Source organism: Nocardia albiluteola (genome assembly GCF_018860155.1).
Taxonomy (GTDB): Bacteria; Actinomycetota; Actinomycetes; order Mycobacteriales; family Mycobacteriaceae; genus Nocardia; species Nocardia albiluteola.
The window spans coordinates 160,852-186,770 of the sequence record NZ_JAHKNI010000008.1; the positions used below are offsets into that span (position 1 = coordinate 160,852).

Here is a 25,919-nt window from a genome sequence, read left to right on the forward strand (position 1 = left end):
CTTGGCTTGGCTGCCAATGAGGGTGCTGGCCGTGGCCAGTGCCGCGACCCCGAACCTGCCACACTGGGGGTTCCCGTGCGCGGTGCGACCCGCTGTCCCCGCTGCCTACTGGACCGTCCAGGCCCCGGTGAGCGTCTGCACCGCCGAACCGTCGAGGTCGGCGAGTTTCACCCCCGCGAAGGTGCGGGCGGCATCGGAGGTGAGCATCCGGAACGGCGGCCGCTGTGCCGCCAGCAGCTCGACCATCCGCCCGGCCACGTCCTGCGGAGTCTGGGCGTTGGCGAAGGCACTGCGGGTGCGGGCCAGGTAGGCCGACAGCGCGGGCGCGTACGGTCCTGCCTGCTCGAGCACGGTGTCGGTGATCCCGACATTACTGACGAATTCGCTGGCCACCGCGCCCGGTTCGACCACACTGACGGCCACACCGACCCGCGCCGCGACCGGTGCCAAGGACTCCATGAAACCTTCGACCGCGAATTTGGCCGCGCAGTATGCCTCGTTGAACGGTTGCCCCACGACGCCACCGACGCTGGTGACGGTCACCACCCGCCCTGCACCGCGGCGCAGCAGCGGCAATGCCGCCTTGGTGACGTTGAGGACACCGAAGAAGTTGACCTCCATGACCGCGCGTACATCGTCGAGGCTTTCCTGCTCGAGCGTGCCGAGGTGACCGGCGCCGGCGTTGTTGACCAGCGCGTCGAGACGATCGATCCCGGCCAGGCACGCCGCGACCGAGGCCGGGTCGGTCACATCCAAGGCCCGGACATCGACGGCCACCCCGGCCTGCTCGGCCGCGGCCAGCAACGCGGCCGCTTTGGTGGTGTCCCGCATGGTGGCCATCACCTGCCAGCCGCTCTGCGCGGCGGCGACGGCGGTGGCCAAGCCGATACCGGAGGAGGTACCGGTGATCAGGACGGTCTTGTTGCTCATTCTCCCAACCCTTCATTGGTTACGAATCATAATGATTATTGAACATAACTATGTGTCATAATATTCCATTTTGTCAAGCATCTTGATAGACAGGAACCTGTGATGAATAGTTCGCAAGACCCGGCCGACGATGTCGTGGGCCTGTTCGCGGCCATCAACCGCCGCTACGCCCAGGAATCCGAAACCGCGGCGGCCGTTCACGAGCTAACCCCGCTGCAGGTCAAGGCCCTGCTCGCGGCACAAGATCCGGTCCCGATGCGCCGCATCGCCGACCACCTGCATGCCGAGCCCTCCAACGTCACCATGATCATCGACCGCCTGGAAGACCGAGGCCTGGTCGAGCGCCGCCCCGCACCGGGTGACCGCCGCGTCAAACTCGTCGCCGCCACCCCCGCCGGGCTGGCCATAGCGGCCGACCTGCGCGCTCGCATGCCCTTCGCCGCAGCCCCCCTGGCCCGGCTCACCACCGAGCAGCGCCAGTCCCTGCGCGAGCTGCTGCAACTGGTCCTGAATGCATGATCGCGCGGCCACCCGGCTCGCATCGGCCCCACCTGGGGCCGCCAACGCCGGAGCACCGAGTTCAACACCACGGGCGTCGCCTGGGCCAGCGACTGCCGAGATTGATCCGCGGCCGCACCCACGGACCGGTGTTCGTGACCCACCGCCGCCCCGGGCTCGGCAAATACCTCGCCGAACGCGACATCTGCTCCGACACCGGACTCGCGCGGCTGTCCTACGACCAGGCCCGCGACCTACTCGATGCAGCCACCACCACCGATGGGCCAGGCACCGGCTGGGACCTCCACGAACTCCGGCACTCCGGGCTGACACACCTCGGCGAATCCGGCGCGAGCCTGCTCGAACTGATGGCCAAGTCGCGACACCGCAAGGCCGAGAACCTGCGCCGCTACTTCAAACCATCCCCGCAGGCGATGCGCGAACTGACCAGCCTCATCGGCCCCGGCGCGTCCCGGACCCACTGACCAGCAGCTACGCCATATCCGCCCGAAATTCGGCCGATACTACGGCGACCCCTCTGCGATCCGCGAATGGGGCGGGGGCTGTCCGCTGCGGTCGAGCGTTGGCACCCGGTGGCGGCCCGTCAGCGGGACGCGGTGTCGAGGGCGCGGCTGAGTGTCCATCGGGAGACGCGCAGCTTGGCGGCGATGGCCGTACCTTGGCTGCACCCCAGGAAGGCCCTCGGGCGAGCGCAATTCGACCCAGGTCCGACTGGATGACCATCCGGCCGGGTGCTCGCATGCATCAGATGCGTCTGCGCACGATGTGCCGCGGATACCCCGAACAGTGACAGCGCCGCATCGCGCCCTGTCCGCGGATCATGTCAGCGAGGAGACGTTTCGCGCACGCTCGATCAGGAGGCTGGTTTTCCGCGCGGCTATTGCTGCGGCCCCTGCGGAGTGGATGGTGGCTGGTAGACGGTCGGGTCGGCGGCGTGCGGCGAGCCCGCATCGGACGCATTCGGCTGCGGGAAGGGGCTGCCGGGCTGCGGCGGGGGATTGGTGCCGGGCTGTTGGAGAATGGTCTGCTGGTTGTCCGGGGTGCTGGCAGGCTGATGCATGACCGTCGGCTGGTTGCCGGAGTCCTGGAGTGCGGCAGGGGGATTGGGGTGTTGCAGCGGCTGCGGGGGCGCACCGAATGCACCGGGCGGTGGCACGAACTGACCCGGCTGAGCAGGTGCTGGTTGCGGTGCCGCGAACCCTGGGTGCTGTTGTCCCGGGAAGCCCTGGGGCTGGTAGGCGGGCTGCTGAGGGAGACCGGCCGGATGGCCCGGTAGTTGTTGCTGCGGAAAGCCGCTGGGCTGGGAGCCGGACGGTTGTTGCTGCGGAAAGGCGCCGGGCTGCGGTCCCAACGGCTGCTGCGGAAACCCACCGAGCTGACTCCCGAGCGGTTGTTGCTGGGGAAAGCCGCTGGGCTGGGAGGGCGGTTGCTGCTGGGGGAATCCGGCGGGCTGTTGGCCGGGGAATCCCATGGGCGGTTGCTGTCCGGACGGCGCCTGTGGCTGCGGCGGCCAGCCCGGCTGTGCCGATTGCGGTGTCGCTGGCTGCGCGGCGCCCGATTTCGCGGCATCCGCGCGGGACGCGATGTACAGCAGCACAATGGCGGCAACCGAGACGAGCGCACCCGGAATCGACAGCCAATGGCCGCGGTGAGTCAGGCTGTAGTAGCCGTAGCCGAGGAAGCTGTCCAGCAGGGTGAAAACCTGACCGCTGAACGTCGCGCCGATGGCCAGGGCAACGGTGATGCGTGCGGCCACCAGATTGCGGTTGGTGAATGTCTGCACCACACCGGTGATGGCCGCGGCGGCCATGAGGATCCAGCCCACCACCGTCCAATCGGTCAGCCAGTGGGCGCCGTCCGCGGCGAACATGCGGCCGATATCGATCAGCAGCGCCAGCAGCCCCAGTCCGGCGGCGCACAGCGCGGGCACATTACGCGGACCCGCAGGCTTGGGCGTCGGATACGGCGAATACGTCTGTCCGGCAGGCGAACCCGGCTGGGCGGGCCACCCATAGCCCGGAGGCGGTGCCGAGGGCATCGGCGCGGGGCCGGGCTGGTACGGGTTGGCCACGGCGAAACTCCTTGCTGCAAAGCTGAAATGTCTGAAATCCGAGCATCGACCAGCCTATGGGATCGATGCACGGTCGGCAGCACAATCCCCTGAGTGAGCTGGGCGTCCGCCGCACCGTCTATGCTTCGGCCTCGCCTCGGACGCGGATCGAGTTGGTGGAGTCGAACATCCGGACGCGACCGAATCAGCTTGGCGCGACGGCGGTGAACGTCTGCGCGGAGACGATCGGGCGCCACCACAGTGGCATGGGGGCACGGAACCGCGCCGACCGGAACATATCCGGTCGGCGCGGACTGCACAGCTATTCGCTCAACGCGCTAATTGCGGTACCGGAACAGGATTCGGCCGCGCGTGAGGTCGTAGGGGCTCAGCTCGACGAGTACCCGGTCCTGCAGCTGGATTTTGATGTAGTTCTTCCGGATCTTCCCGCTGATGTGGGCGAGTACCTGGTGCCCGTTCTGCAGTTCGACCGTGAAGTTGGCATTGCGGAGGCACTCGATGACGGTGCCCTCGATCTCGATTCCCTTCCCGTTGTTACTCATCCCAGCACCAGTTCCAGGTTGCTGTTCACGCGCTGGGCACCGATGCTTTCGAAAAGCGCCGTAGCGGCGGCATTCGATTCGTTCACTTCGGCTGTCGCCCTGGGTATCCCGCGCTGGTGCAGGGCGCCCAGCGCGTGCGCCAGCAGCGCACGCGCGATGCCCCGGCGCTGCTGATCGGCCCGCACCGCGAGCAGTCCGATCCGTGGCAGGCGGGTCACCTGCACGACGCGGATCAGCCCCACGTAGCGATCGGATTGTGCCGCCACCGCATACTTCGACGGATCCACCAGGGTGTCGCCCCCGGTGCGCGGCATCACCTCGGCCGGCATGTTCCGCCAGCCGACGCTCGCCTCCACCTCGTCGCGAATCGCCCGATCCGCCTCGCGCAGTGGGCCTTCCGCCGCGGCGCCAGCGGCCACGATCGTCGTGTCCGGCGGCGGGACCACCGCCGCGAGCCCGGTCGCCTCCGGATCGGTCGGCACCAGGTATTCCCATTCTCGGCGCCGGATGGTGAAACCGGCACTCTCCCAAAGGTTTACCAGATCCCGATCGCCCTCGTCGACCACCGTATACAGGGGTCTCGGCAGGCCTGCCAGCATCGCGGCGGCGAGCGGACCGAAGGCGTCGTCCAGCCACGAGTCGATGCTGACGAACAGCCGGCCGTCGGGCCGTGGCGACACATCGCCCGATCCGATCGGCAGACCGTGATTCACCGCCTGCCACTGCGTCTCGGAGACGCGTGTGATGACGGTGGTGTGTCCGGTGGAACCGGACGTGAAATGTACAGAGTTCAAGCTTATCGCCCTTTCGGAGCAGCCTTGGATGACAGGCGCTCCCGGCGACAGCTAGATCGTTCGCCCAACCGTGACGTCGAGAGGGAGCTCCCACTTCGATACAACGTTCATGGGTCTCACCTCCTCGCGTGCTGTCACGGTTCGGCTCACGCTATCAACTAGGACGCGATCGCGTCCAACCATTTTCTCGCCGCCGACGATAACGCCGGTTGGCTCCGGTGGTCACTGCTGGTCGTTCTGCGGCATGGGCGAGAGACGTTTCGGCGGCGCCTGCACCGGATCGGGCGGCGGCGGTGCCGAATCGGGTTCTGCCGCGACGAGATTCGCGAACGGAACGGCATAGGGCTGGTCGTCGGCGCCGCGGTGCCGCGCCGGTGGTTGTTGCGCGGGAATCGGTTCGGAATCGACCGGGGGCGGAGTGAGGAATCCGCCGGGCTGCCGCAGCATGGGCTGACGGCCCGTGTGCTGCGTGGGGATCGGCGAAGTTTCGGACGCGTGCGGAATGGCCTCGGTGGGAGCGGCCTGCTGAGGGGGCCCGTCCCCGGACGACTGCCACTGCGAATCGTGTTGCGACCACCCCTCGCCGCGCTGGTTCGTGGGCTCGAACGCGGAGAACGCCGGTGGCGCCTGGTGGTCACCGGGCTGTCGCTGCTCGGCGACGGGTAGTCGCGCGGTGTTGTGGTCCTGCGCGACCACCACCTCGGCGGGATACTCGAACGATCCGAACGGACGGCGATGCGGAGCGGCGGGCCACTGGGCCTCGGCGCCGCCAACCGCAGTACCGCTATCGGCGCGGGAGACATCCGGCGCGGGTTGCCGTTCCGCGGGCCACTCGCCGGGAGCGGATTCGGGTCGGTAGGGCTCACCCTCGGGGAACCGTGAGTTGTAGTCGTCTCGGTGGGGAACGGGGGACGGAATCGGTTGCGGCGCCACATCACCGGCCGGGCGGTAGGCAGCGGGCTCGGAATCGTAGCCACGCCCGGCCGGCGGCCGCGGCTCGGACATTGCCTGGGGGTAGTCCTGCCTGTGCAACGGCGCAGTGTCGGGAGATACGTACGGCTGCGCGCCGATCACGCCGTCGCGTGACAGCTCGGCATCGGCCGCACCGCCCGGCCGGGGCAGGACGGTGGTCGGGTGATCCGCGAACTGTCCCATCGGGATGCCCTCGGTCTCGGCGTGCTCGTAACCCAGTGGCGGCCCACCGAACGGCCCCGGCTGCTGGGATGGCGATCCCGCACTCATCTGTGCTGCTGCCGATTCGGGCTCGCGACGGTCCGGTGCCGGCTGCTCGGCGGGAGGCCGACCGGCGTCACGCACAACCGGGCCGCGTTCGGGAATCGCGGATGCCGGGTTCGATTGCGGTCCCGGATATTGTTCGGGCGCACCCGGCCCGTACCCCGAGCCCCGGGAGGGCTCGGGCGGCAGCGGCTCGCGGCGCGGCGCGCCGAACGGTCCCGTCGGCCGGGGCAGCAGGGATGTAGCCTCGCCCTCGGATTCGGTCTCGACGTGCGGCGGCTGCGAGATGAACGGCTCGGTTCGCGATTGCGTTCCCGGGTCGAACTCCATTGGCTGCGGCCGCGATACCGGCGATGGAAGCTCCTGCCCCGCAAACGATTCGGCCTCTCTGGAGCGGGCCGTTTGCGGCTCCGGTGCGAACTGGTCCGGACGCCGGGGGGCGCCGAAGGGGCCTGGATGCTGTGGTGCCATCGGGGTGGCATGTCGTTCGGTGGTGTCCGGGGAGCCGTCCACGTACGGCACGGCGTCGGTCGCCGCTGGGCCCTCGTTCAGCGGCGCGCCGAACGGTCCGGGCCGATGCGGCGGGAGCAACAATGTCGAGGGGTCCTCGGCGGAGCGGGCGTCCGCGCGCGCATACGATCCGAGCGATTCGTCGGCGGTAGAGATGGGTTCGGGCCGGTGCTCATAGGGCTCGAACGGCTGGCCCGGAGCGTCGACTACGTCGGCCTGTTGCCACGGCACGGCGGGTTCGTCGTCGGCTTCCGGCACGCCGATGACGCCGAGCGTTTCCGGGATGGGCGCCGAGCGCTCCGGAAGGGCGGGGCGCTCCGGCGCCGGAGTGGGCTCGGCGACGGTCTGCGCCACCGGGGCGGGCGCGTCCTGATCCTCGTCCCGATCCGCGCGCGTGCGCACCGTTTCCACGCTGGTCCAGGACGCCTGGATCAGCGCGACGATGGCCAGGAACGTGGTCGCGGCGATCGGAATCGCCGCCCACCTGGCGGACTTGCCGATGACGTCGTCGACCGCGCCGCCGGTCAGATTCGCCACGTTGAACAGGAGCAGCGCACCGGCCCCGAGCGCGCCGGTGACGCGGGCGACCGGCGGCTTGACGCCGGTCACCAGCAGGATTCCCGCAACGATCGCGATGATCGAGGCCAGCAGCGAACCGAAATCGCGGGGGGCGATGGTGTCGCCAGGCTGGGACAGCCCCACCATCAGGCGCCCGAGATAGGTCAGGGTCGCCAGCAGGAGCATGACCGCGGCCAGCGTGTCCGCGATGCGGAAGCCGGATGGCGCCGCGTCGGAGGCGTCCGGCTCCGACGACCGACCACGATCGCGCTCCGGCTCTGTCGGCATCGGCCGATTTCCGGACCGTTTCGGGTTGACCATCGGTGAGACTCCTTGTTGCTGTCGAAACACCGGACAGCCTATTGGATCCGAGCGGACCGGTCGGAACCGACATCGCGCAGTTGAACGCGGCAGTTTACCCCGCGAGCAAGTCGATCAGCTGCGCCGCGAATTCCCTTGCCTCGGTGCGCATGCCGTTGTGCATGCCCGGGAACTCGGTGACGGACAGTCCGACCCGGGCGGCGATCTCGGCGGCCGGACGGGAGGGCAGCAGGTGGCGCGACGCACGGCCGACGCCGAGCACCAGGCGGTCCCGTACGGCGCTCAGGGCGACGTAATCGGGTATGTACGAGGTGAATTCGCGCAGTTCGTACTCCATCATGATCGGGGCGTTGGCGGCCAGGCGGGCCCACATCGCGGCCTTGTCCGGCGGCAGTTCTCCTGGCGCCGGCGAGGGCTTCATCGCCCCGCCGATCCCGGCGAGGAATCGCGCCGAGGCGGCCGCGATCCCCTCGGTGCGGGCCAGGGTGTGCACCTCCTCGACGAAGGTGCGCTGTTCGGCCGCGTCGGGCAGCACCGCGAAACAGGGCGGGTCGTGGGCGACGAGGGTGCGGACGCACTCGGGGTGGCGGGTGAGCAGATCCAGCCCGACGATCGCTCCGGCGCTGCCGCCGACGATGTACGCGGGCTGGTCGGTGAGGTGGGTCAGCAGTCGGTACGCGTCGTCGCTCTGCACCCGCACATGCTGGGTTTCGGGGGTGCCGCTGTCCAGCGTGCTGCGCGAGTACCCGCGGGCATCGAGAGCGACGACGGTGAACCGGGGTGCGAGCAGTTCGGCCATGTCGTCGAAGCCGTTCGCGTCGCCCCCGCCGCCGGGCAGGGCCAGCAGCACCGGGCCCGATCCGCGGGTCTCGTAGTACAGGGTCGCGCCGGGCACACGCAGGGTGCCGGATGTCGGATGGGATGTCATTGTCGGCTACCTCCTTCTAGAGAAGTTAGCCTATAACCTAATTAGATTAGGTTCAAATGGATATGCTGAACCAGGCCACGGGCGAATCGTCCCGCGGCCGGAGTCGGAGCGAATCACTCCAGGTTGTACGCGGTCTCGTGCCGCGGCTGATAGAGCCCGATCTCACCGGCGCCCGGCACGACGAGCGTGGTGAGCAGCCCCCAGCCCTGCTGGGTGATGCCGCCGGTGAACTCGACGCCCTTGGCCCGCAGCTCCTCGACGGTCGCGTGCAGGTCGTCGCACATCAGATACAGCTCGACCCGGCCGCTGTCGGGGCCGCCGGCCGGGTGCACGGCCAGCTCGGCCGGCGGCGACTTGAAGATCAGCCAGTCGTGTCCGGCATCGACATGCGCCAGGCCGAGCACGTCGCGGAAGAAGGCCCGCGCGGCGTCCGCATCGGCCGCGTACATGATCGTGTGCGCACCATTGATCATGCGGACAGGCTATCGGTCCCGGCTAGGGCTTGCGGGCCAACGCGCAGGAGATCAGCTGCTCCCACAGGGTCAGGTCGCCGAGGTCGCGCGCCTCGACGCCGATCTTGCTGACGTCGTCGCCCGGGGCCGGCGCCGGACGCCACAGCGAACAGTTCACCAGGCCGGGCTCGAGTATCTCGAGATCGCCGAACAGCGCCTCGATCTCCTCGTCGGTGCGCCAGCGCCCCCGCCCGAAACTGTCCTGCAGCTTCGCCTCCGCGGCCTGGGTCTCCTCGTTCAGGCCGGAGCGGAAATGCGAGATGTAGAACTCGCTGCCCGAGGGGACCTGATCGGCCCACCAGGCCACGAGATCGGCCGGGCGCTCACTGTCGTTGAGGTGGTGCAGGATCGCGCTGAAGATCACCCCGACGGGTTCGTCGAAGTTGATCAGTCGCTCGACCTCGGAGTTCTTGCGAATCTCCTCCGGATGGCGAAGATCGGCCTGGAAGACGGTGGTGTGCTCGTCGGTGGCCAGCAGCGCGCGCCCGTGCGCCAGCACGATCGGATCGTTGTCGACATAGACCACGCGGGCCTCGGGATTGTGGCGCTGCGCGACCTGGTGCACGTTGTCCACGGTCGGCAGGCCGCTGCCGATGTCGATGAACTGCGAAATGCCGTCCCGGGAAATGGCGCCCACCGCGCGAATCAGCGCCTGCCGGTTGGCATATGCGATCGAGACCGAACCGGGCAGGTCCTCGATGAAGAAGTCGCCGATCTTTCGATCGACCTCGTAATTGTCCTTGCCGCCCAGCAGATAGTCGTAGACGCGGGCGATACTCGGCTTCGATTGATCGATCTGCGCGGAGCCCTCTGTCATCTCAACCACCCCTATCTGCGTTGCGATCCGCATCGGCACCATCGTAGGAGCCGCTCGAGACGGCGATGGGCGCTTCGGTTATACCGGTCGCGAGTCGGACTGTCGCGTCGGCCGATGACCTTGAACGGCACCGAATTCCGGCACGGCGCGCACAGTCGCATCGAATGCCGTGCCGCGACCGATGAATTTCGGATACTGGGGGAGTCGACATGGGTGCCCAGTTCGCTATGCCCAGGAGGATCCGCATGACCACATCCGTGACCACGCACACCCTCGCCGCCCCCGGCGTGCGCCTGTACTACGAGCTGCGCGGCGACGGACCGCTACTGGCGCTCGTCGGCTCGCCGATGCATTCGGCGCCGTTCATACCGCTGGCGGAGCAACTTGCCGAGCAGTACACCGTACTGACCCCCGACCCGCGCGGCCATTTCGGCAGCGAGCTCGACGATCCCGGCACCGACGCCACCCCCGAGTTGCGCGCCGACGACCTGGCGCGCATCCTGCGGCACCTGGACGCCGGTCCCGCAACCGTTCTCGGCTCCTCCGGCGGCGCGGTCACCACCCTGGCGCTACTGCAGGCGGCCCCGGAACTGGTGTCGACCGCTATCGCGCACGAACCGCCGCTCGCGGAACTCCTGGACGACCGGGAGTCCCAGCGCCGGACCCGCGACGACATCGTCGCGACCTTCCACGGCGACGAGGTCGTCGCTATCCGGAAGTTCTTCGCCATGACGGAGATGCCGTTCCCGGAGGGCGTGCTCGAGCAGATGCTGGCCCACCGCGACGCCGCCAACGACCGCTTCTTCTACCTCCACGAACTCGAGCCCACCGCCGGCTGGCGCCCCGACCTGGACGCCCTGCGCGCCCTGGACACCCACGTCGTCCTCGGCATCGGCGACACCTCCGCGGGCCTGTTCTGCGACCGCACCACCCGCGCGCTGGCCGCCGAACTGAAGATCGAACCCACCCTCTTCCCCGGCGGTCACGCCGGCTTCATGGAGAACCCGCCCGCCTTCGCCGCCCGCCTTCACGAGGTGATCGAGTAGCCGGTCAGGCCGTGAGCCGGTCCGGGTGGCAGGACAGCAGGAAGCCGAACATGCCCGTGGCATCCTTACTCCGGTAGAAATCGACCATCAGCGTGTTGAACTCACGCCGCCGAAGGGCAGGCACGCTGATCGCGTCGATGCCGCAGGACATGAGGTGGCCGTTCATCATCACGCGGCCGGTGCGCTTGTTGCCGTCGAAATAGAACTGGTTGAGCGCGGCGAAGAGGAAGTAAGCGATGCCCTGCTGTACAGGGTCGGGCAGCTCGAGAATGTCGGTGAGCCCCTCGCTGTGGAGACGAATCAGGTTTTCTCCGCCGGGTCCAGGCTCGGGGGGGATATGGCTGCCGTACTCTCCGAGATTCACGCTGATGCCTGTGTCCAGCGTTCCCTCCCCTCGGAAATGGCCCGCTTCCAATGCCTCATCCTTAGCGATGAGGTACTGAAACCGATCGGAGGTAACCTTGTCGAGGCGGAAGTCTTCCTCCTCGACAAGGTGTGCGAGTTCGCGCATCGAGTCGGCGAGCGCAAGGACCTGACGTTCATCCGAAAGCCGATGGCCGCCTACGGTGACACCCTCCATCAGTGTCTGCACGTCAGGATAGGTGAAGGGATTGCCCTCCAGCACCGCCGCGTCCCAGACAAATCCCGGCATTGTCCTGCGCATACGCCAAACGGCACGTTCGCGGGTGTGCCTCGCGAGGTCGATGTCCAGCTCGCTGGTGTCCCAGGTGAATCCGAGGGTCATGGCGCCACTGTAACGCCGTCGAGGGTCGGCCCTGCCCGTTGCCTGTCCACCGGGTTGTCGACGGGCACGCTGATCGCAGGCTCGATTGGAACACCATGGCCGAACGCACTGCGCCCGGATGCATCGGGCGCATCCGGGCACAGCGTGAACGGTTCAGTGCACGAACGACGTTGCGCGGGTGGCGATGTCCAGGACCGGCTGGGGGAACACGCCCAGGACCAGGGTGGCCGCGGCGGTCAGGGCGACCAGCGCGCTCGTCACCGGCGGGGTGACGATCCGGGGGGCGTCGTCGGCAGGGTCGGTGAAGAACATCAGGACGATGACGCGGATGTAGAAGTAGGCGGCGATGGCGCTGCAGATCACGCCGATGATCACCAGCCACGAGTCGCCGGCCGCGGCCGCGGCCTGGAAGACCGCGAACTTGCTGACGAATCCGCTGGTGAGCGGGATGCCCGCGAAGGAGAGCAGGAACAGCGCGAAAATCGTGGCCAGCCAGGGGGATTGGCGGCCCAGTCCGGCCCAGGCCGACATCGAGGTGGCCTCGTCGCCGACCCGGTCGCGCACCAGCGTCACCACCGCGAATGCGCCCGTGGTGCTGATGCCGTATGCCACCAGGTAGAACAGCACCGAGGAGGTGCCCTGGGTGTTGGCCGCCACCAGCGCGACCAGGATGAAACCGGCGTGGGCCACCGACGAATACGCGAGCATGCGCTTCACGTCGGTCTGCGTGACCGCCACGACCGCGCCCACCGCCATCGTCGCCACGGCCACCGCGGCCAGGATCGGGCGCCAGTCCTCGCGCAGCCCGGGCACCGCCACCTGCAGCACCCGCAGGAAGGCGCCGACCGCCGCGATCTTGGTGCCCGCGGCCATGAACGCGGTCACCGAGGTCGGTGCGCCCTGGTACACGTCGGGCACCCAGGCCTGGAACGGCACCGCGCCGATCTTGAACAGCAGCCCGACCGCCAGCATCGCGATGCCCAGCACGGCAAGGGTTTTCGAACCGGAATCCTGGGAGACCGCCGCAGCTATGCCCGAGAAGCGCACGGTCCCGGCGTATCCGTACAGCAGCGCCATCCCGTACAGGAAGAAGGCCGAGGAGAACGCCCCCAGCAGAAAGTATTTCAGCGCCGCCTCCTGCGAGAGCAGCCGCCGGCGGCGGGCCAGCCCGCACAGCAGGTACAGCGGCAGCGACAGCACCTCGAGCGCGACGAACATGGTCAGCAGGTCGTTGGAGGCCGGGAACAGCAGCAGCCCGCCCACCGCGATCAGCATGAGCGGGAACACCTCGGTGGTCGTGATTCCCGCACGGGCCGCGGCGATCTCGTCGGCGCTGCCCGGCGTGGCGGCGGCCTGCGGGGTGAACGCGTCGACCGGAACCCGCACGCCCGCGGCGGCCGCGCGGCTCCAGGTGCCCGGCCCCTCGCGGCGCATCCGGCCCAGCCGCGGCTCGATCCCGCGCTCGGCCATCAGCGCCAGCCCGAGCAGCGCCGCGACCAGGATGGTGCCCTGCAGCACCAGGGTGACGTTGTCGATCGCGACCGCACCGACCACCGCGGTGGTGTGCGTGCCCGCCAGCCCGATCACCGCCGCCAGGGCCACGCCCAGCCCGGCGACGCCGAGCACCAGCTGCAGGGGATAGCGCCACGGCCGCGGCGCGAACGCCTCGACCAGCACGGCGGCAACCGCGACGCCGAATACGATGAGCATCGGTGACAGATCGCGGTATTCGATGGACGGGGCCGTGACCGTTGCGACTGCAAGTGTGTTCACTTGTGCGTACCTCCGTCGGAGATGGTCGCCGCCTGCGGCACCGCGGGCGCCGGATCGTGTGCGCCGATCGTGGTGAGGGTCCCGGCGACGGCCGGATTGATGCGATCCAGCAGCGGTTTCGGATAGGCGCCCAGGAACAGCAGCGCGACGATCAGCGGCACCACGACGACCAATTCGCGGGGCACCAGATCGTAGAGCCGCTCGTTGCCCTGCTTGACCGGCCCGGTCATCATCCGCTGGTACATCCAGAGCACGTAGATCGCGGCGAGCACCAGCGCGCTGGTGGCACAGACCGCCGCGACCGGATACCGGGTGAAGGTGCCGACCAGGACCAGGAATTCGCTGACGAACGGCGCGAGGCCGGGCAGCGACAGCGTGGCCAGGCCCGCGATCAGGAAGGTCCCGGCCAGGACCGGCGCGACCTTCTGCACGCCGCCGAAGTCGGCGATCATGCGGGTTCCCTTGCGCGAGACCAGGAATCCGGCGATCAGGAACAGCGCGGCGGTGGAGATGCCGTGGTTGACCATGTAGAGGGTCGCGCCCGCGCCGCTCTGATTGGTCATGGCGAAGATGCCCAGGATGATGAACCCGAAGTGCGAGATCGAGGTGTAGGCGATCAGGCGCATCACGTCCTTCTGCCCGATCGCCAGGATCGCGCCGTAGGCGATGCCGATCACCGCGAGCACGCTGATCAGCGGCGCGTAGGTGTGCGCGGCGTGCGGGAACAGCAGCAGGCAGTAGCGCAGCATGCCGAACGTGCCGACCTTGTCGACCACCGCCATCATCAGCACGGCGCTCGACGGTGTCGCCGAGACCGCGGCGTCGGGCAGCCAGGTGTGCAACGGCCACAGCGGCGCCTTCACCGCGAAGGCGAACATGAATCCCAGGAACAGCGCGTTGAGCACCGCCGGGCCCGCACCCAGATGCCCGGAGTTGGCCGCGGCGACGACGGCGCGGAAATCGAAGGTGCCGTCGGGTCCGCCCAGATGCTGGCGCGCGGTGAGCACATACAGCCCGATCACCGCGGCGAGCATGATGAGCCCGCCGAACAGGTTGTACAGCAGGAACTTCACCGCCGCGCGCGAGCGCTGCCGCCGCAGTTCCGTGTAGCTGCCCCGCCCGCCGGAGATCGCGTGAGGCCCGGAGTCGGCAGCTTGCGTAACCATGGAGGGCCCGTGATCTCCGGCAATTCTGCTCTGCCCGAATCCGCCGATCAGGAAGTACATCGGGATCAGCATGACCTCGAAGAACACGTAGAACAGCAGAATATCCAGGGACACAAAGGAAATCAGCACCATCGACTCGACGATCAGCGTCAGCGCCACATAGATGTGCGCCACGCGCCTCCCGGTGCCGACCTCCCGCTCGTCCCCCCACCCCGCGATGATCAGCAGCGGCACGAGTCCGGCGGTGAGCAGGATCAGCGCCAGCGCGATCCCGTCGACGCCGAGGGTGTAGCTCGCCCCGAAAGCCGGTATCCACCGGTGCGATTCGGTGAGCTGGTACTGCGGCCCGCCCGGGGTGAACCGGGTCGCGACCACGATCCCGATCACCAGTGTGGCCAGCGAGAAGACCAGCCCGGTCCAGCGGGCGAGGGAGCGCGCAGACGCGGGCAGCGCCACCACCGCGGCGGCCCCGACCAGGGGCAACAGCCACAGCGTTGTCAGCCAGGGATAGTTCACAGCAACCTCACCGCCAGCAGGGCCGCGACCACCAGGGCCGCGCCGGTGAACATGGACAGAGCGTAGGAACGCACGAATCCGGTTTGCACGCGCCGGATTCGGGAGGACACCGCGCCGATGAGGGCCGCGGTCGAGTTCACGATGCCGTCGATGCCGCGGGTGTCCAGGAAGACCAGCGAGCGGGTCAGCTCCGCGCCGGGGCGCATGAACGCGGCCTCGTTGAACGCGTCGCCGTACAGGTCGCGGCGCGCGGCGACGGTGAGCCCGGAGACCTGCTCGGGCGCGGCCTCGGGGACGGGACGGCGGGCGTACTGCCCGTACGCCACGGCCACACCGATCGCGACGACCACCAGGGCCAGCATCGTCACCACCCAGGAGGGCATGGCGCCCTCGGAATGTTCCTGTCCGACAACGGGAGCCAGCCAGTTCTGCAGCGAGGAGCCGTAGAAGAACAGTCCGCCGGAGAACACCGATCCGAGGGCCAGCAGGATCATCGGGCCGGTCATCGAGGCGGGCGATTCGTGCGGATGGGTGTCCGGCGCCCAGCGCTTGTCGCCGAAGAAGGTCAGGATCATCACGCGGGTCATGTAGAACGCGGTGATTCCGGCGCCCAGCAGCGCGGCGGCACCGAGCGTGACCCCGCTCGCGCCGCCGTGCCCGAACGCCGCCTCGATGATGCGGTCCTTGGAGAAGAAGCCCGCGAACGGCGGCACGCCGATGATCGCCAGATAGCCCAGCCCGAAGGTGACGAAGGTGATCGGCATGAGCGCGCGCAGCCCGCCGTAGCGGCGCATATCGGTCTCGTCGTTCATCGCGTGCATCACCGAACCGGCGCCGAGGAACAGTCCGGCCTTGAAGAATCCGTGGGTCAGCAGATGCATGATCGCGACCGCGTATCCGGCCGGGCCCAGGCCCGCCGCGAGCACCATGTAGCCGATCTGGCTCATCGTGGAGGCCGCGAGCGCCTTCTTGATGTCGTCCTTGGCGCAGCCGATGATCGCGCCGAACAGCAGCGTGACCGCGCCGACGACAAGCACGCCCGTGCGGGCGCCCGGTGCGAGATCGAAGATCGCGTGCGAGCGGGCGATCAGGTACACACCGGCGGTGACCATGGTGGCGGCGTGGATGAGCGCCGAGACCGGGGTCGGGCCCTCCATCGCGTCCCCGAGCCAGGACTGCAGCGGCACCTGCGCGGACTTGCCGCACGCACCCAGCAGCAGCAACAGCCCGATCGCGGTGAGCGTGCCCTGGCTCGCGTGCGGCGCGCCCCCGAACACGCGGCCGAAGTCGACCGAGCCGAAGGTGGCGAACATGACGAAAAGCGCGATGGCCAAACCCATGTCGCCGACCCGGTTCACCACGAACGCCTTCTTGGCCGCGGTCGCCGCCGAGGGCTTGTGATACCAGAACCCGATCAGCAGGTACGAGGCCAGGCCCACGCCCTCCCAGCCCAGATACAGCACCAGGTAGTTGCCGGCCAGGACCAGCACCAGCATCGCGGCCAGGAACAGGTTGAGGTAGGCGAAGAACCGCCGCCGTCCCTCGTCGTGTGCCATGTAGCCGACCGAGTACAGGTGGATGAGCGACCCGACGCCGGTGATCAGCAGCGCGAAACACATCGAGAGCTGATCCAGCTGCAGCGTGAAGTTCACCTGCAGCCCGGCCACGGGCACCCAGCTGAAGAAGTCGTGCGATACGGCCCGGTCCGCGCCGGAGCGCCCGAGCATATCGGCGAAGGCCCACACCGCGATTCCGAAGGAGGCGAACGCGGCCGCCACGCCCAGCCAGTGTCCCCGGGCATCGCTCGCGCGCCCGGCCAGCAGCAGGATGATCGCGCCCGCGAGGGGCAGGGCCGGCAGCAACCAGAGCATCTGCGTACCCATGTCAGTACTTCAGCAGGTTGGCGTCGTCGACCGAGGTCGAGCGGCGGGCGCGGAAGATGGTCATGATGATCGCCAGGCCGATGACGACCTCCGCCGCGGCCACGACCATGGTGAAGAAGGCGTAGACCTGGCCGTCGAGGTTGTCGTGTTCGCGGGCGAATGTGACGAACGCCAGGTTCACCGCGTTGAGCATCAGCTCGATGCACATGAACACGACGATCGCGTTGCGCCGCACCAGGACTCCGACCGCGCCGATGGTGAACAGCAGTGCCGAGAGATACAGATAGTTGTCCGGATTCACCGCAGAGCCTTTCTAGTCAGCCGTGCTGGCGTCGTCGTTGCCGGAGCCGATGTGTGGTCCGGAGGAGCCGTTGCCGTCGCCGTTGGTCACGTCCACGCCGATGACCGCCGCCTCGGTGTGCGCGCGATGACGGCGGTGCCGCAGGATGGTGCTGACCGACAGTTCGGCGAACGAGCCGTCGGGCAGGCGGGCAGGAATGTCCACCGCGTTGTGGCGGGCGTACACGCCCGGCGTGGGCAACGGGGTGACCCGATCACCCTCGCGCACACGCTGTTTGGACATCTCCCTCTGATCCGAGTGCAACCCGAACCGTTCCCGGTGGGCCAGCACCATCGCCCCGATGGTGGCGGTGATCAGCAGCGCTCCCGTCAGCTCGAATGCCCACACGTACCGCACGAAGATCAGCTCGGCCAGGGCGTTGATGGAATACTGTCCGAAGCCCGGCCCCCGCTGCGCCACCGAATCGTCGTGCAGCCCACGGGCGATGGCCGCGCTCAGCAGCAGAGCGAACCCGATGCCGACAACGATGACCGCGATCCGCTGCCCGCGCAGCGTCTCCCGCAGGGATTCGGAGGTGTCGACGCCGACCAGCATCAGCACGAACAGGAACAGCATCATCACCGCGCCGGTGTAGACCACGATCTGCACCACGCCCAGGAACAGTGCGTTCTCGGCGATGTAGAACACCGACAGCGTGATCATGGTGGCCGCCAGGCACATTGCCGCGTGCACGGCCTTACGCGCGGTCACCATGCCCAGCGCCCCGGCCACCGCGACGACCGCCAGCACCCAGAACAGCACCGCCTCGCCGGTGGAGGTGTGCGTCGCGCCCTCGGCGAGGGCGAGCTGCCCGGCCCGCGGGACCGCGTGTGCCGCCAGGGGATTCATCGCGATGCTCCTTCCGCTCCGGCCGCGGCCGGGGTCTGCCCGGAGACGATGTCCGCCTCGGACGTCGCCCCTGCCGCAAGGCTGCCCAGCACGTCGATCGTGCCGAGGTAGTAGTCCTGCTCGGTGGTGCCGGGCACCATGGCGTGCGGCGGAAGGGTCATCCCCGCTTGGAGCGGGGCCAGCAGCCGGTCCTTCTCGTAGATCAGGTCCGCGCGGTTGTCGTCGGCCAGCTCGTATTCGTTGGTCATGGTCAGCGCGCGGGTGGGGCAGGCCTCGATGCACAGGCCGCAGCCGATGCAGCGCAGGTAGTTGATCTGATAGACGCGCCCGTACCGCTCACCGGGGGAGAAGCGTTCGGCCTCGGTGTTGTCCGCGCCCTCGACGTAGATCGCGTCGGCCGGGCAGGCCCAGGCGCACAGCTCGCAGCCGATGCACTTCTCGAGTCCGTCGGGATGGCGGTTGAGCTGATGGCGGCCGTGATAGCGCGGCGCGGTCGGCTCCTTGACCTCCGGATAGAACTCGGTGTTCTTCTTCTTGAACATGGTCAGGAAGGTGACCGCGAAGCCCCCGAACGGCTCGAGCAGACCGGGTTTCGGGCCCTGGCGCGAGGCCGTGGCCGGCATCGGCGGTACCGGGAATCCAGAGTAGTCGGCGGGCTCGGCCGGCGCCGGGGTGCCGCTGCCGCGCAGGCCCGCGCGCACCACCATCGCCAGCAGCAGCAGCGTCAGCGCGATCCCACCGATCACCATTCCGGCGGTCTGGATGTGAACTCCGTTGTCCTGCAGCACCTTCAGGGTCGCGACGACCATCACCCACAGCAGCGAGACCGGGATCAGCAGCTTCCAGCCCAGGTTCATGAACTGGTCGTAGCGCAGTCGCGGCAGTGTGCCGCGCAGCCAGATGAACACGAACAGGAAGATCCACACCTTCGCGGTGAACCACAGCAGCGGCCACCATCCGGAATTGGCTCCCGCCCACAGGTTCAGCGGGAACGGCGCGTGCCAGCCGCCGAAGAACAGCGTGGTCGCCAGCGCGGACACCGTGCCCATGTTGATGTACTCGGCCATCATGAACATGGCGAACTTGAGCGAGGAGTATTCGGTGTGGAAGCCGCCGACGAGCTCGCCCTCGGCCTCGGGCAGATCGAACGGCGCCCGGTTGGTCTCGCCGACCATGGACACCGCGTAGATGACGAACGAGGGCAGCAGCAGGAAGACGTTCCAGGTGCCCCACTGGTGCGCGACGATGCCGGAGGTCGACATCGTGCCGGTCAGCAGGAACACCGCCGCGAAGCAGGCCGCCATCGCGATCTCATAGGAGATGACCTGGGCGGTCGAGCGCAGTCCGCCCAGCAGCGGATACGTCGATCCCGACGCCCAGCCGGCCAGCACGATGCCGTACACGCCGATCGAGGCCATCGCCAGGATGTACAGCACCCCGACGGGCATGTCGGTGAGCTGCAACGGGGTCCGGGTGCCGAAGAACGACACCTCCGGCCCGAACGGCATCACCGCGAACGCCATCACCGCCGGAATCAGCGAAACCACCGGGGCGAGAATGAATATCGGCTTGTCCACGATGGTCGGGACGATGTCCTCCTTGAGGAGCATCTTCACCCCGTCGGCGATCGACTGCAGGGTGCCGTGCGGCCCGACCCGGTTCGGGCCGACGCGCATCTGCATCCACGCCACGATCTTGCGTTCGGCGTAGACGCCGAGCATCGGGATGAGTAGCAGGAAGATGAAGATCGCGATGCATTTCACCACCACCAGCCACCAGGGGTCGTGGCCGAAGGCACTCATATCACTCACGACAGCACCTCCTCGATGCTCGGGCGGGACAGTTCCGTCATTCCGGCATGCTGCTGGCCGGAATCTGTTGCGACCGAGCCGGTTCCGGATCCCGGCCGCATACGCGCCGGGGTGATGGGGATGAGCTCACTCACGGTGGTCCTCCCGCCGGATGCGCACGACATGTCCCGGAGTGGTAGAAAGCTGTTGGTACACAACCGATCCGGGCGAATTCAGCGGCAGCCAGACGACCCGGTCGGGCATCTCGGTCACCTCGAGGGGCAGCGTGATGTGGCCGTGGTCGGTGCTCACGTGCACCGGATCGCCGGTGCTGGCGCCGATTTCGGCCGCGGTGTCGTGCGACAGGCGCACGACCGGCCGGCGAGCGGTGGCGGCGAGATTCTCCTCGCCGTCCTGCAGGCGGCCACGGTCGATGAGCATCCGCCAGCCGGCCAGGATCGCGCTGCCCGCCGGGGGCTGCGGCAGCGGTTCGGGCAGCGCGTCGGGGCCGGTCGCCGCCGGGCCGTCCCAGGCGCCGAGCGCGGCCAGTTCCGCACGGGCCGAGGCGATGTCGGGCAGCCGCAGCGGCACGCGCATCTCCTCGGCGATGGCGTGCAGGACGCGGTGATCGGCCAGCGGCGCGGCCTGCCTGCGGACGGTCGAATCGCCGAGTGCCGCATCGAATTCCCGCGCGCGGCCCTCCCAGGTCAGGAAGGTGCCGGACTTCTCCGAGGCGGTGGCTACCGGGAACACCACGTCGGCGTGGTCGGTGACCTCGCTGCGCCGCAGCTCCAGGCTGACCACGAAGCGGGCGGCGTCGATGGCGGCCCGGGCCGCGGTGGGATCGGGCAGGTCGCCGATCTCGACACCGCCGACGACCAGCGCCCCGAGCGTGGACGCGGCGGCCAGGATCGCCGCGGTGTCACGCCCGGTATCCACGGGCAGCTCGTCCACATCCCACGCTGTCTTGATCTGCTGCCGCGCATGGGAATCCACGATCGGGCGGCCACCGGGCAGCAGGCCCGGCAACGCACCGGCCTCGACGGCCCCGCGCTCGCCGGCCCGGCGCGGCACCCACGCCAGGGCCGCGCCGGTGTCGTCGGCCAGGCGGACCGCGGCCGACAGCGCGCCGGGCGCGGTCGCCAGGCGCTCGCCGGCCAGGATCACCGCGCCGGGTTCGCGCAGCAGGTGGGCCAGCCGGGCGGCGGCGGCCCGGCCGCCCTCGTCGTCCAGGTCGATACCGGCCTGCTCCAGGCCGGTATCCACGCCCGTGCGAAGGGTTTCCAGCAGATGCGCCTCGGCGCCCGGCACCGTGGTCAGCAGCGTGCCGGACATGCGTTCCAGCCCGCGGCTGGCGTGCGCGGCCAGCGAATACACCGCCAGCCCCCGTTTCCGGGCGGCCTTGCGCAGTCTCAGGTAGACGATCGGGGACTCCTCCTCGGGCTCGAATCCGGCGAGCAACACCACCGGGGCGGCCTCGAGGGCGGCGTAGTCGACCGGCATGCCCTGCCCGGCGATCCGGGCGGCGAGGAATTCGGCCTCCTCCTCCGAATGGGGGCGGGCGCGGAAGTCGATGTCGTTGGTGCCCAGGGCGATGCGGGCGAACTTGGCGTAGGCGTAGGCGTCCTCGAGGGTGGCGCGCCCGCCGACCAGCACCCCCGCGTTGCCGCGCGCGGCAGCCAGCCCCTCGGCGGCGCGCGCGAGGGCCTCGGACCAGGAGGCGGGGGTCAGTTCGCCGTCCCAGCCGCGGACCATCGGGGTGGTGATCCGGTCGGGCTCGCCGGCGTAGGCGAAGGCCCAGCGGCCCTTGTCGCAGTTCCATTCCTCGTTGACCTGCGGGTCGTCACCGGCCAAGCGCCGCAACACCTTTCCACGCCGGTGATCGGTGCGCTGGGCGCAGCCCGAGGCGCAGTGCTCGCACACCGCCGGGCTCGATACCAGGTCGAAGGGCCGGGCCCGGAACCGGTAGGCGGTGCCGGTGAGCGCGCCGACCGGGCAGATCTGCACGGTATTGCCCGAGAAGTAGGAATCCAGGGGTTCGCCGTCGGCGATGCCGACCTGTTGCAGCGCACCGCGATCCATCAGTTCGATGAACGGATCGCCGGCGACCTGCTGGGAGAAGCGGGTGCAGCGGGCGCACAGCACGCAGCGCTCGCGGTCCAGCAGCACGGCTGAGGACAGCGGAATCGGTTTGGGGTACGTGCGTTTGACGCCGTCGAAGCGGGACTCGGCGCGCCCGTTGGACATCGCCTGGTTCTGCAGCGGGCACTCCCCGCCCTTGTCGCACACCGGGCAGTCGAGCGGGTGGTTGATGAGCAGCAGCTCCATCACCCCCTCCTGCCCCTTCTGCGCCGTGGGGGAGGTGAGCTGGGTCCGCACGACCATGCCGTCGGTGACTGTCATCGTGCAGGAGGCCACCGGCTTTCGCTGCCCCTCCACCTCGACGAGGCATTGGCGGCAGGCGCCGACCGGGTCGAGCAGGGGATGGTCACAGAATCGAGGGACCTGGATGCCGACGAGTTCGGCGGCGCGAATGATCAGCGTGCCCGTCGGCACACTGAGGGTGGTGTCGTCGATAGTGACGGTGACCATGTCCGCGGGGGTCACCCCGTCGCTGGTACCCGAGGAAACCGTGGCGGTCATCGCGCGCCTCCTTGTGCGGTGACCGCCCAGGCGGTCGAGCGGGCCGGATCGAACGGACAGCGCCCCTCGCGCAGGTGCCGCTCGTATTCGTCGCGGAAGTACTGCAACGAGGAGAAGATCGGGCTCGCCGCGCCGTCGCCGAGCGCGCAGAACGACTTGCCGTTGATGTTGTCGGCGATGTCGAGGAGCTTGTCGAGGTCGGCCTCGGTGCCCTGCCCGTGTTCGAGTCGCTCGAGCAGTTGCACGAGCCAGTAGGTGCCCTCGCGGCACGGCGTGCATTTGCCGCAGGATTCGTGGGCATAGAACTCGGTCCAGCGCAGCACCGCGCGCACAACGCAGGTGGTGTCGTCGAAGATCTGTAATGCCTTGGTGCCCAGCATGGATCCCGCGGCGGCCACGTTTTCGTAGTCCAGCGGGACGTCGAGGTGTTCGGCCGTGAGCAGCGGAGTGGACGATCCTCCCGGGGTCCAGAACTTCAGGGTGTGCCCGGCGCGCACGCCGCCCGCGTAGCCGAGCAGCTCGCGCAGCGTAATACCCAGTGGCGCCTCGTATTGCCCGGGCCGGGCGATGTGCCCGGACAGCGAGTAGAGGGTGAATCCGGGCGAGCGCTCCGAGCCCATCGACCGGAACCAGTCGATGCCGTTGAGGATGATCGGGGGCACGCTGGCAATGGATTCCACGTTGTTGACCACCGTCGGGCTGGCGTACAGGCCTGCGACGGCTGGGAACGGCGGTCGCAGCCGGGGCTGGCCGCGGCGGCCCTCGAGCGAATCCAGCAGCGCGGTCTCCTCGCCGCAGATGTACGCCCCGGCCCCGGCGTGCACGATCAGTTCCAGGTCGTAGTGGGAGCCGAGAATGTTGTGGCCGAGATAGCCGGCGGCATAGGCCTCGGCGACCGCGGCCTGCAGCCGCCGCAGCACCGGCAGCACCTCGCCGCGTACGTAGATGAACGCGTGCGAGGCGCGGATCGCGTAGGCCGCGATGATCACGCCCTCGATCAGCACGTGCGGGGTGGCCAGCATGAGCGGAATGTCCTTGCAGGTACCGGGTTCCGACTCGTCGGCGTTGACCACGAGGTAGTGCGGTTTGCCGGAATCCTGCGGGATGAAGCCCCATTTCATACCCGTCGGGAAGCCGGCGCCGCCGCGGCCGCGCAGCCCGGAATCCTTGACGGTGGAGATGACCTCGTCCGGATGCATGCGCAGTGCCTTGGGCAGTGCGAGATATCCGTCGTGGCGGCGGTAGGTGTCCAGGGTCCACGACTGCGGCTCGTCCCAGTAGCGGGTGAGCACGGGAGCGAGAGTCACCGGTCGCTCCCGTCGTCGAAGCGCGAATCATGCCGGTGCAGTGGCTGTTCGGGCACCGCGGTGGTGCGGGCGACGTGCAGTCCGGCCAGGGTGGCCGCGCCCGTCTCGCCGTCGGTGACCCCGGGACGCTCGTCCGGGAAGCCGGCCAGCACGCGGGCGGTCTCGCGGAAGGTGCACAGCGGTATCCCGCTGCGGCTGCCGATCACCGGTTCGCCGTTGCGCAGCGAATCCGCCAGTGCGCGTGCGGATTCGGGGGTCTGGTTGTCGAAGAACTCCCAGTTCACCATGACGACCGGCGCGTAGTCGCAGGCGGCGTTGCACTCGATGTGCTCGAGGGTGATGCTGCCGTCGGCGGTGGTCTCCCCGTGCCCGATACCCAGGTGGGCCTTCAGCGCGGCCAGGATCTCGTCGCCGCCCAGGATCGCGCACAGCGTGTTGGTGCACACCCCGACGTGGTAGTCGCCGGTCGGGGTGCTGCGGTACATGGAGTAGAAGGTGGCCACGGCGGTGACCTCGGCATCGGTCAGGCCCAGCTGCTCGGCGCAGAATCCGATGCCGGTGCCCGAAACGTACCCCTCGACGCTCTGCACCAGGTGCAGCAGCGGCAGCAGCGCCGAGCGCGACTGCGGATAGCAGTCGATGATCTGCTTCGCGTCGGCCTCGAGCCGGTCGTGCACCTCGGCCGGATACGGAATCGGCCGCGTGGAGAGCTTCAACAGGATTTCCGTCATCGATCAACACCACCCATCACCGGGTCGATACTCGCCACGGCGGCGATCACGTCGGCGACCATGCCGCCCTCGCACATCGCCGCCACGGCCTGCAGATTCGTGAACGAGGGGTCGCGATAGTGCACCCGGTAGGGCCGGGTACCCCCGTCGCTGACCATGTGCACGCCGAGCTCCCCGCGCGGGGATTCCACCGAGGTGTACACCTGCCCGGGCGGCACCCGCAGCCCCTCGGTGACCAGCTTGAAGTGGTGGATCAGGCCCTCCATCGAGGTGCCCATGATGTGGCCGATGTACTCGGGGGAGTTGCCCAGGCCGTCCGGTCCCAGCTTCAGGTCCGCGGGCCAGGCGATCTTCCTGTCCTCCACCATGACCGGGCCGGGTCGCAGCTTGTCCAGGCACTGCTCGACGATCTTGAGCGACTCCTTCATCTCGTTCACGCGGATGAGGTAGCGGCCGTAGCAGTCGCAGCCGGTGTCGGTCATGACGTCGAATTCGTATGTCTCGTAACCGCAGTAGGGCTGGGACTTGCGCAGATCGTGTGGCAGGCCGGTGGAGCGCAGCACCGGGCCGGTGATGCCCAGGGCCATGCACCCGGCCAGGTCCAGGTAGCCGACGCCGCGGGTGCGGGCCTTCCAGATCGGGTTCTGGTTAAGCAGCAGCTCCATATCGCGCAGGCGTTTGGGCATGAGCGCCAACAGGTCTCGCACCTTGGCCACGCCGTCGTCGGGCAGATCCTGGGCCAGGCCGCCGGGGCGGATGTAGGCGTGGTTCATGCGCAGACCGGTAATGGTCTCGAAGACGTCCAGAATCAGTTCGCGCTCACGGAATCCGAACAGCATGGGAGTCAGTGCGCCCAGCTCCATGCCGCCGGTGGCCAGCGCCACCAGATGCGAGGAGATCCGGTTGAGTTCCATCAGCATCACGCGGATCACGGTGACCCGCTCGGGAATCGCCTCGGTGATGCCCAGCAGCTTCTCCACCGCCAGGCAGTAGGCGGTCTCGTTGAAGAACGGGGAGAGGTAGTCCATGCGGGTGACGAAGGTGGTGCCCTGCACCCAGGTGCGGTATTCGAGGTTCTTCTCGATGCCCGTGTGCAGATAGCCGATGCCGCAGCGGGCCTCGGTGACCGTCTCGCCTTCGATCTCCAGGATCAGCCGCAGCACACCATGCGTCGAGGGGTGCTGCGGGCCCATGTTGACCACGATGCGTTCTTCGGCGGCGCCGTCGAGGGCCTGGCGCACGTCGTCCCAGTCCTGCCCCACGACGGTGACAGTGGATTCGGTTGGGGAGGAACCTGTTTCGCGTTTGGTGTCTGTCTCGTTCATCAGTGGTACGTCCTCCGCTGGTCAGGCTTCGACGATGCAGCCGCGCGCCCGGCTGTGTCGTGCCGAG

23 protein-coding genes and 1 pseudogene are annotated in these 25,919 nt (G+C 68.6%); 3 read left to right on the forward strand and 21 right to left on the reverse strand.

What is annotated here, in order from left to right; all coding sequences use genetic code 11:
• Positions 1-105 precede the first annotated feature (105 nt).
• Positions 106-930 (reverse strand): SDR family NAD(P)-dependent oxidoreductase, encoded by an 825-nt coding sequence (locus KO481_RS24120; RefSeq protein WP_215919927.1) that lies wholly within the window; start codon positions 928-930, stop codon positions 106-108.
• A 102-nt stretch (positions 931-1,032) separates the two neighbouring features.
• On the opposite strand from KO481_RS24120, the gene KO481_RS24125 reads away from it, so the two are divergent.
• Positions 1,033-1,449, forward strand: a complete 417-nt coding sequence (locus KO481_RS24125) for a MarR family winged helix-turn-helix transcriptional regulator (RefSeq protein WP_215919929.1) — start codon at positions 1,033-1,035, stop codon at positions 1,447-1,449.
• A gap of 128 nt (positions 1,450-1,577) precedes the next feature.
• Positions 1,578-1,913, forward strand: coding sequence for a site-specific integrase (locus KO481_RS24130; RefSeq protein WP_245401421.1), 336 nt, complete (start codon positions 1,578-1,580; stop codon positions 1,911-1,913).
• A gap of 413 nt (positions 1,914-2,326) precedes the next feature.
• Here KO481_RS24130 and KO481_RS24135 read toward each other — a convergent pair whose 3' ends face one another.
• From KO481_RS24135 to KO481_RS24165, 7 genes are all read right to left on the reverse strand, one after another.
• On the reverse strand, positions 2,327-3,520 hold the full coding sequence (locus tag KO481_RS24135; RefSeq protein WP_215919931.1) for a hypothetical protein: 1,194 nt from the start codon (positions 3,518-3,520) through the stop codon (positions 2,327-2,329).
• A gap of 317 nt (positions 3,521-3,837) precedes the next feature.
• Positions 3,838-4,062, reverse strand: a complete 225-nt coding sequence (infA, locus tag KO481_RS24140) for a translation initiation factor IF-1 (protein ID WP_215919933.1) — start codon at positions 4,060-4,062, stop codon at positions 3,838-3,840.
• On the reverse strand, positions 4,059-4,856 hold the full coding sequence (locus KO481_RS24145; RefSeq protein ID WP_245401422.1) for a GNAT family N-acetyltransferase: 798 nt from the start codon (positions 4,854-4,856) through the stop codon (positions 4,059-4,061). Before KO481_RS24145 ends, infA begins: the two co-directional genes overlap by 4 nt.
• A 222-nt stretch (positions 4,857-5,078) precedes the next feature.
• On the reverse strand, positions 5,079-7,481 hold the full coding sequence (locus KO481_RS24150; protein ID WP_215919935.1) for a hypothetical protein: 2,403 nt from the start codon (positions 7,479-7,481) through the stop codon (positions 5,079-5,081).
• Between the two features lie 94 nt (positions 7,482-7,575).
• Entirely contained in the window at positions 7,576-8,409 is an 834-nt protein-coding gene (locus KO481_RS24155) for an alpha/beta fold hydrolase (protein WP_245401423.1), read from the reverse strand.
• A 113-nt stretch (positions 8,410-8,522) separates the two neighbouring features.
• The gene (locus KO481_RS24160) at positions 8,523-8,882 is read right to left on the reverse strand and encodes a VOC family protein (protein ID WP_215919937.1); all 360 of its coding nucleotides are present in this window, start codon (positions 8,880-8,882) and stop codon (positions 8,523-8,525) included.
• A 22-nt stretch (positions 8,883-8,904) separates the two neighbouring features.
• A complete protein-coding gene (locus KO481_RS24165; protein ID WP_215919939.1) occupies positions 8,905-9,738 on the reverse strand; it encodes an SAM-dependent methyltransferase in 834 nt (277 codons plus the stop codon).
• 245 nt (positions 9,739-9,983) lie between these two features.
• Here KO481_RS24165 and KO481_RS24170 point away from each other — a divergent pair, with 245 nt between their 5' ends.
• Positions 9,984-10,784, forward strand: a complete 801-nt coding sequence (locus KO481_RS24170; protein ID WP_215919941.1) for an alpha/beta fold hydrolase — start codon at positions 9,984-9,986, stop codon at positions 10,782-10,784.
• A gap of 4 nt (positions 10,785-10,788) precedes the next feature.
• Here KO481_RS24170 and KO481_RS24175 read toward each other — a convergent pair whose 3' ends face one another.
• The 13 genes and pseudogenes from KO481_RS24175 to nuoD form a co-directional block, all read right to left on the reverse strand.
• Positions 10,789-11,529, reverse strand: coding sequence for a Fic family protein (locus KO481_RS24175; protein ID WP_245401424.1), 741 nt, complete (start codon positions 11,527-11,529; stop codon positions 10,789-10,791).
• A 153-nt stretch (positions 11,530-11,682) separates the two neighbouring features.
• Positions 11,683-13,302 carry an NADH-quinone oxidoreductase subunit NuoN gene (gene nuoN, locus KO481_RS24180; protein ID WP_215919943.1) on the reverse strand — a complete coding sequence of 540 codons (1,620 nt, stop codon included), beginning with the start codon at positions 13,300-13,302 and terminating at the stop codon, positions 11,683-11,685.
• A complete protein-coding gene (locus KO481_RS24185; RefSeq protein ID WP_215919945.1) occupies positions 13,299-14,984 on the reverse strand; it encodes an NADH-quinone oxidoreductase subunit M in 1,686 nt (561 codons plus the stop codon). Before KO481_RS24185 ends, nuoN begins: the two co-directional genes overlap by 4 nt.
• On the reverse strand, positions 14,981-16,867 hold the full coding sequence (gene nuoL, locus KO481_RS24190; RefSeq protein WP_215919947.1) for an NADH-quinone oxidoreductase subunit L: 1,887 nt from the start codon (positions 16,865-16,867) through the stop codon (positions 14,981-14,983). Before nuoL ends, KO481_RS24185 begins: the two co-directional genes overlap by 4 nt.
• Position 16,868: 1 nt before the next feature.
• Entirely contained in the window at positions 16,869-17,168 is a 300-nt protein-coding gene (gene nuoK / locus KO481_RS24195; protein WP_215919949.1) for an NADH-quinone oxidoreductase subunit NuoK, read from the reverse strand.
• A gap of 12 nt (positions 17,169-17,180) precedes the next feature.
• Positions 17,181-18,056 (reverse strand): NADH-quinone oxidoreductase subunit J, encoded by an 876-nt coding sequence (locus KO481_RS24200; RefSeq protein WP_215919951.1) that lies wholly within the window; start codon positions 18,054-18,056, stop codon positions 17,181-17,183.
• Positions 18,053-18,598, reverse strand: coding sequence for an NADH-quinone oxidoreductase subunit NuoI (nuoI, locus tag KO481_RS43260; RefSeq protein ID WP_245401480.1), 546 nt, complete (start codon positions 18,596-18,598; stop codon positions 18,053-18,055). The genes KO481_RS24200 and nuoI overlap by 4 nt, the downstream gene beginning before the upstream one ends.
• 45 nt (positions 18,599-18,643) lie before the next feature.
• Positions 18,644-19,858: pseudogene (nuoH, locus tag KO481_RS43265) on the reverse strand (NADH-quinone oxidoreductase subunit NuoH); the annotation flags it as partial.
• A 5-nt stretch (positions 19,859-19,863) separates the two neighbouring features.
• Positions 19,864-20,001 (reverse strand): hypothetical protein, encoded by a 138-nt coding sequence (locus tag KO481_RS24210; protein WP_215919953.1) that lies wholly within the window; start codon positions 19,999-20,001, stop codon positions 19,864-19,866.
• Positions 19,994-22,489 carry an NADH-quinone oxidoreductase subunit G gene (locus KO481_RS24215; RefSeq protein WP_215919955.1) on the reverse strand — a complete coding sequence of 832 codons (2,496 nt, stop codon included), beginning with the start codon at positions 22,487-22,489 and terminating at the stop codon, positions 19,994-19,996. The genes KO481_RS24210 and KO481_RS24215 overlap by 8 nt, the downstream gene beginning before the upstream one ends.
• Positions 22,486-23,796 (reverse strand): NADH-quinone oxidoreductase subunit NuoF, encoded by a 1,311-nt coding sequence (gene nuoF, locus KO481_RS24220; protein ID WP_215919957.1) that lies wholly within the window; start codon positions 23,794-23,796, stop codon positions 22,486-22,488. The genes KO481_RS24215 and nuoF overlap by 4 nt, the downstream gene beginning before the upstream one ends.
• The gene (gene nuoE, locus KO481_RS24225; RefSeq protein WP_215919959.1) at positions 23,793-24,527 is read right to left on the reverse strand and encodes an NADH-quinone oxidoreductase subunit NuoE; all 735 of its coding nucleotides are present in this window, start codon (positions 24,525-24,527) and stop codon (positions 23,793-23,795) included. The genes nuoF and nuoE overlap by 4 nt, the downstream gene beginning before the upstream one ends.
• Entirely contained in the window at positions 24,524-25,852 is a 1,329-nt protein-coding gene (gene nuoD, locus KO481_RS24230; RefSeq protein WP_215919961.1) for an NADH dehydrogenase (quinone) subunit D, read from the reverse strand. Before nuoD ends, nuoE begins: the two co-directional genes overlap by 4 nt.
• Positions 25,853-25,919 lie beyond the last annotated feature (67 nt).

Coding starts and splice junctions, on each gene's coding strand:
- KO481_RS24120 (WP_215919927.1), bottom strand. CDS start 930: ATGAGCAACAAGACCGTCCTGATCACCGGTACCTCCTCCGGTATCGGC.
- KO481_RS24125 (WP_215919929.1), top strand. CDS start 1,033: ATGAATAGTTCGCAAGACCCGGCCGACGATGTCGTGGGCCTGTTCGCG.
- infA (WP_215919933.1), bottom strand. CDS start 4,062: ATGAGTAACAACGGGAAGGGAATCGAGATCGAGGGCACCGTCATCGAG.
- KO481_RS24150 (WP_215919935.1), bottom strand. CDS start 7,481: ATGGTCAACCCGAAACGGTCCGGAAATCGGCCGATGCCGACAGAGCCG.
- KO481_RS24155 (WP_245401423.1), bottom strand. CDS start 8,409: ATGACATCCCATCCGACATCCGGCACCCTGCGTGTGCCCGGCGCGACC.
- KO481_RS24160 (WP_215919937.1), bottom strand. CDS start 8,882: ATGATCAATGGTGCGCACACGATCATGTACGCGGCCGATGCGGACGCC.
- KO481_RS24165 (WP_215919939.1), bottom strand. CDS start 9,738: ATGACAGAGGGCTCCGCGCAGATCGATCAATCGAAGCCGAGTATCGCC.
- KO481_RS24170 (WP_215919941.1), top strand. CDS start 9,984: ATGACCACATCCGTGACCACGCACACCCTCGCCGCCCCCGGCGTGCGC.
- KO481_RS24175 (WP_245401424.1), bottom strand. CDS start 11,529: ATGACCCTCGGATTCACCTGGGACACCAGCGAGCTGGACATCGACCTC.
- nuoL (WP_215919947.1), bottom strand. CDS start 16,867: ATGGGTACGCAGATGCTCTGGTTGCTGCCGGCCCTGCCCCTCGCGGGC.
- KO481_RS24200 (WP_215919951.1), bottom strand. CDS start 18,056: ATGAATCCCCTGGCGGCACACGCGGTCCCGCGGGCCGGGCAGCTCGCC.
- nuoI (WP_245401480.1), bottom strand. CDS start 18,598: ATGTTCAAGAAGAAGAACACCGAGTTCTATCCGGAGGTCAAGGAGCCG.
- KO481_RS24215 (WP_215919955.1), bottom strand. CDS start 22,489: ATGACCGCCACGGTTTCCTCGGGTACCAGCGACGGGGTGACCCCCGCG.
- nuoE (WP_215919959.1), bottom strand. CDS start 24,527: ATGACGGAAATCCTGTTGAAGCTCTCCACGCGGCCGATTCCGTATCCG.
- nuoD (WP_215919961.1), bottom strand. CDS start 25,852: ATGAACGAGACAGACACCAAACGCGAAACAGGTTCCTCCCCAACCGAA.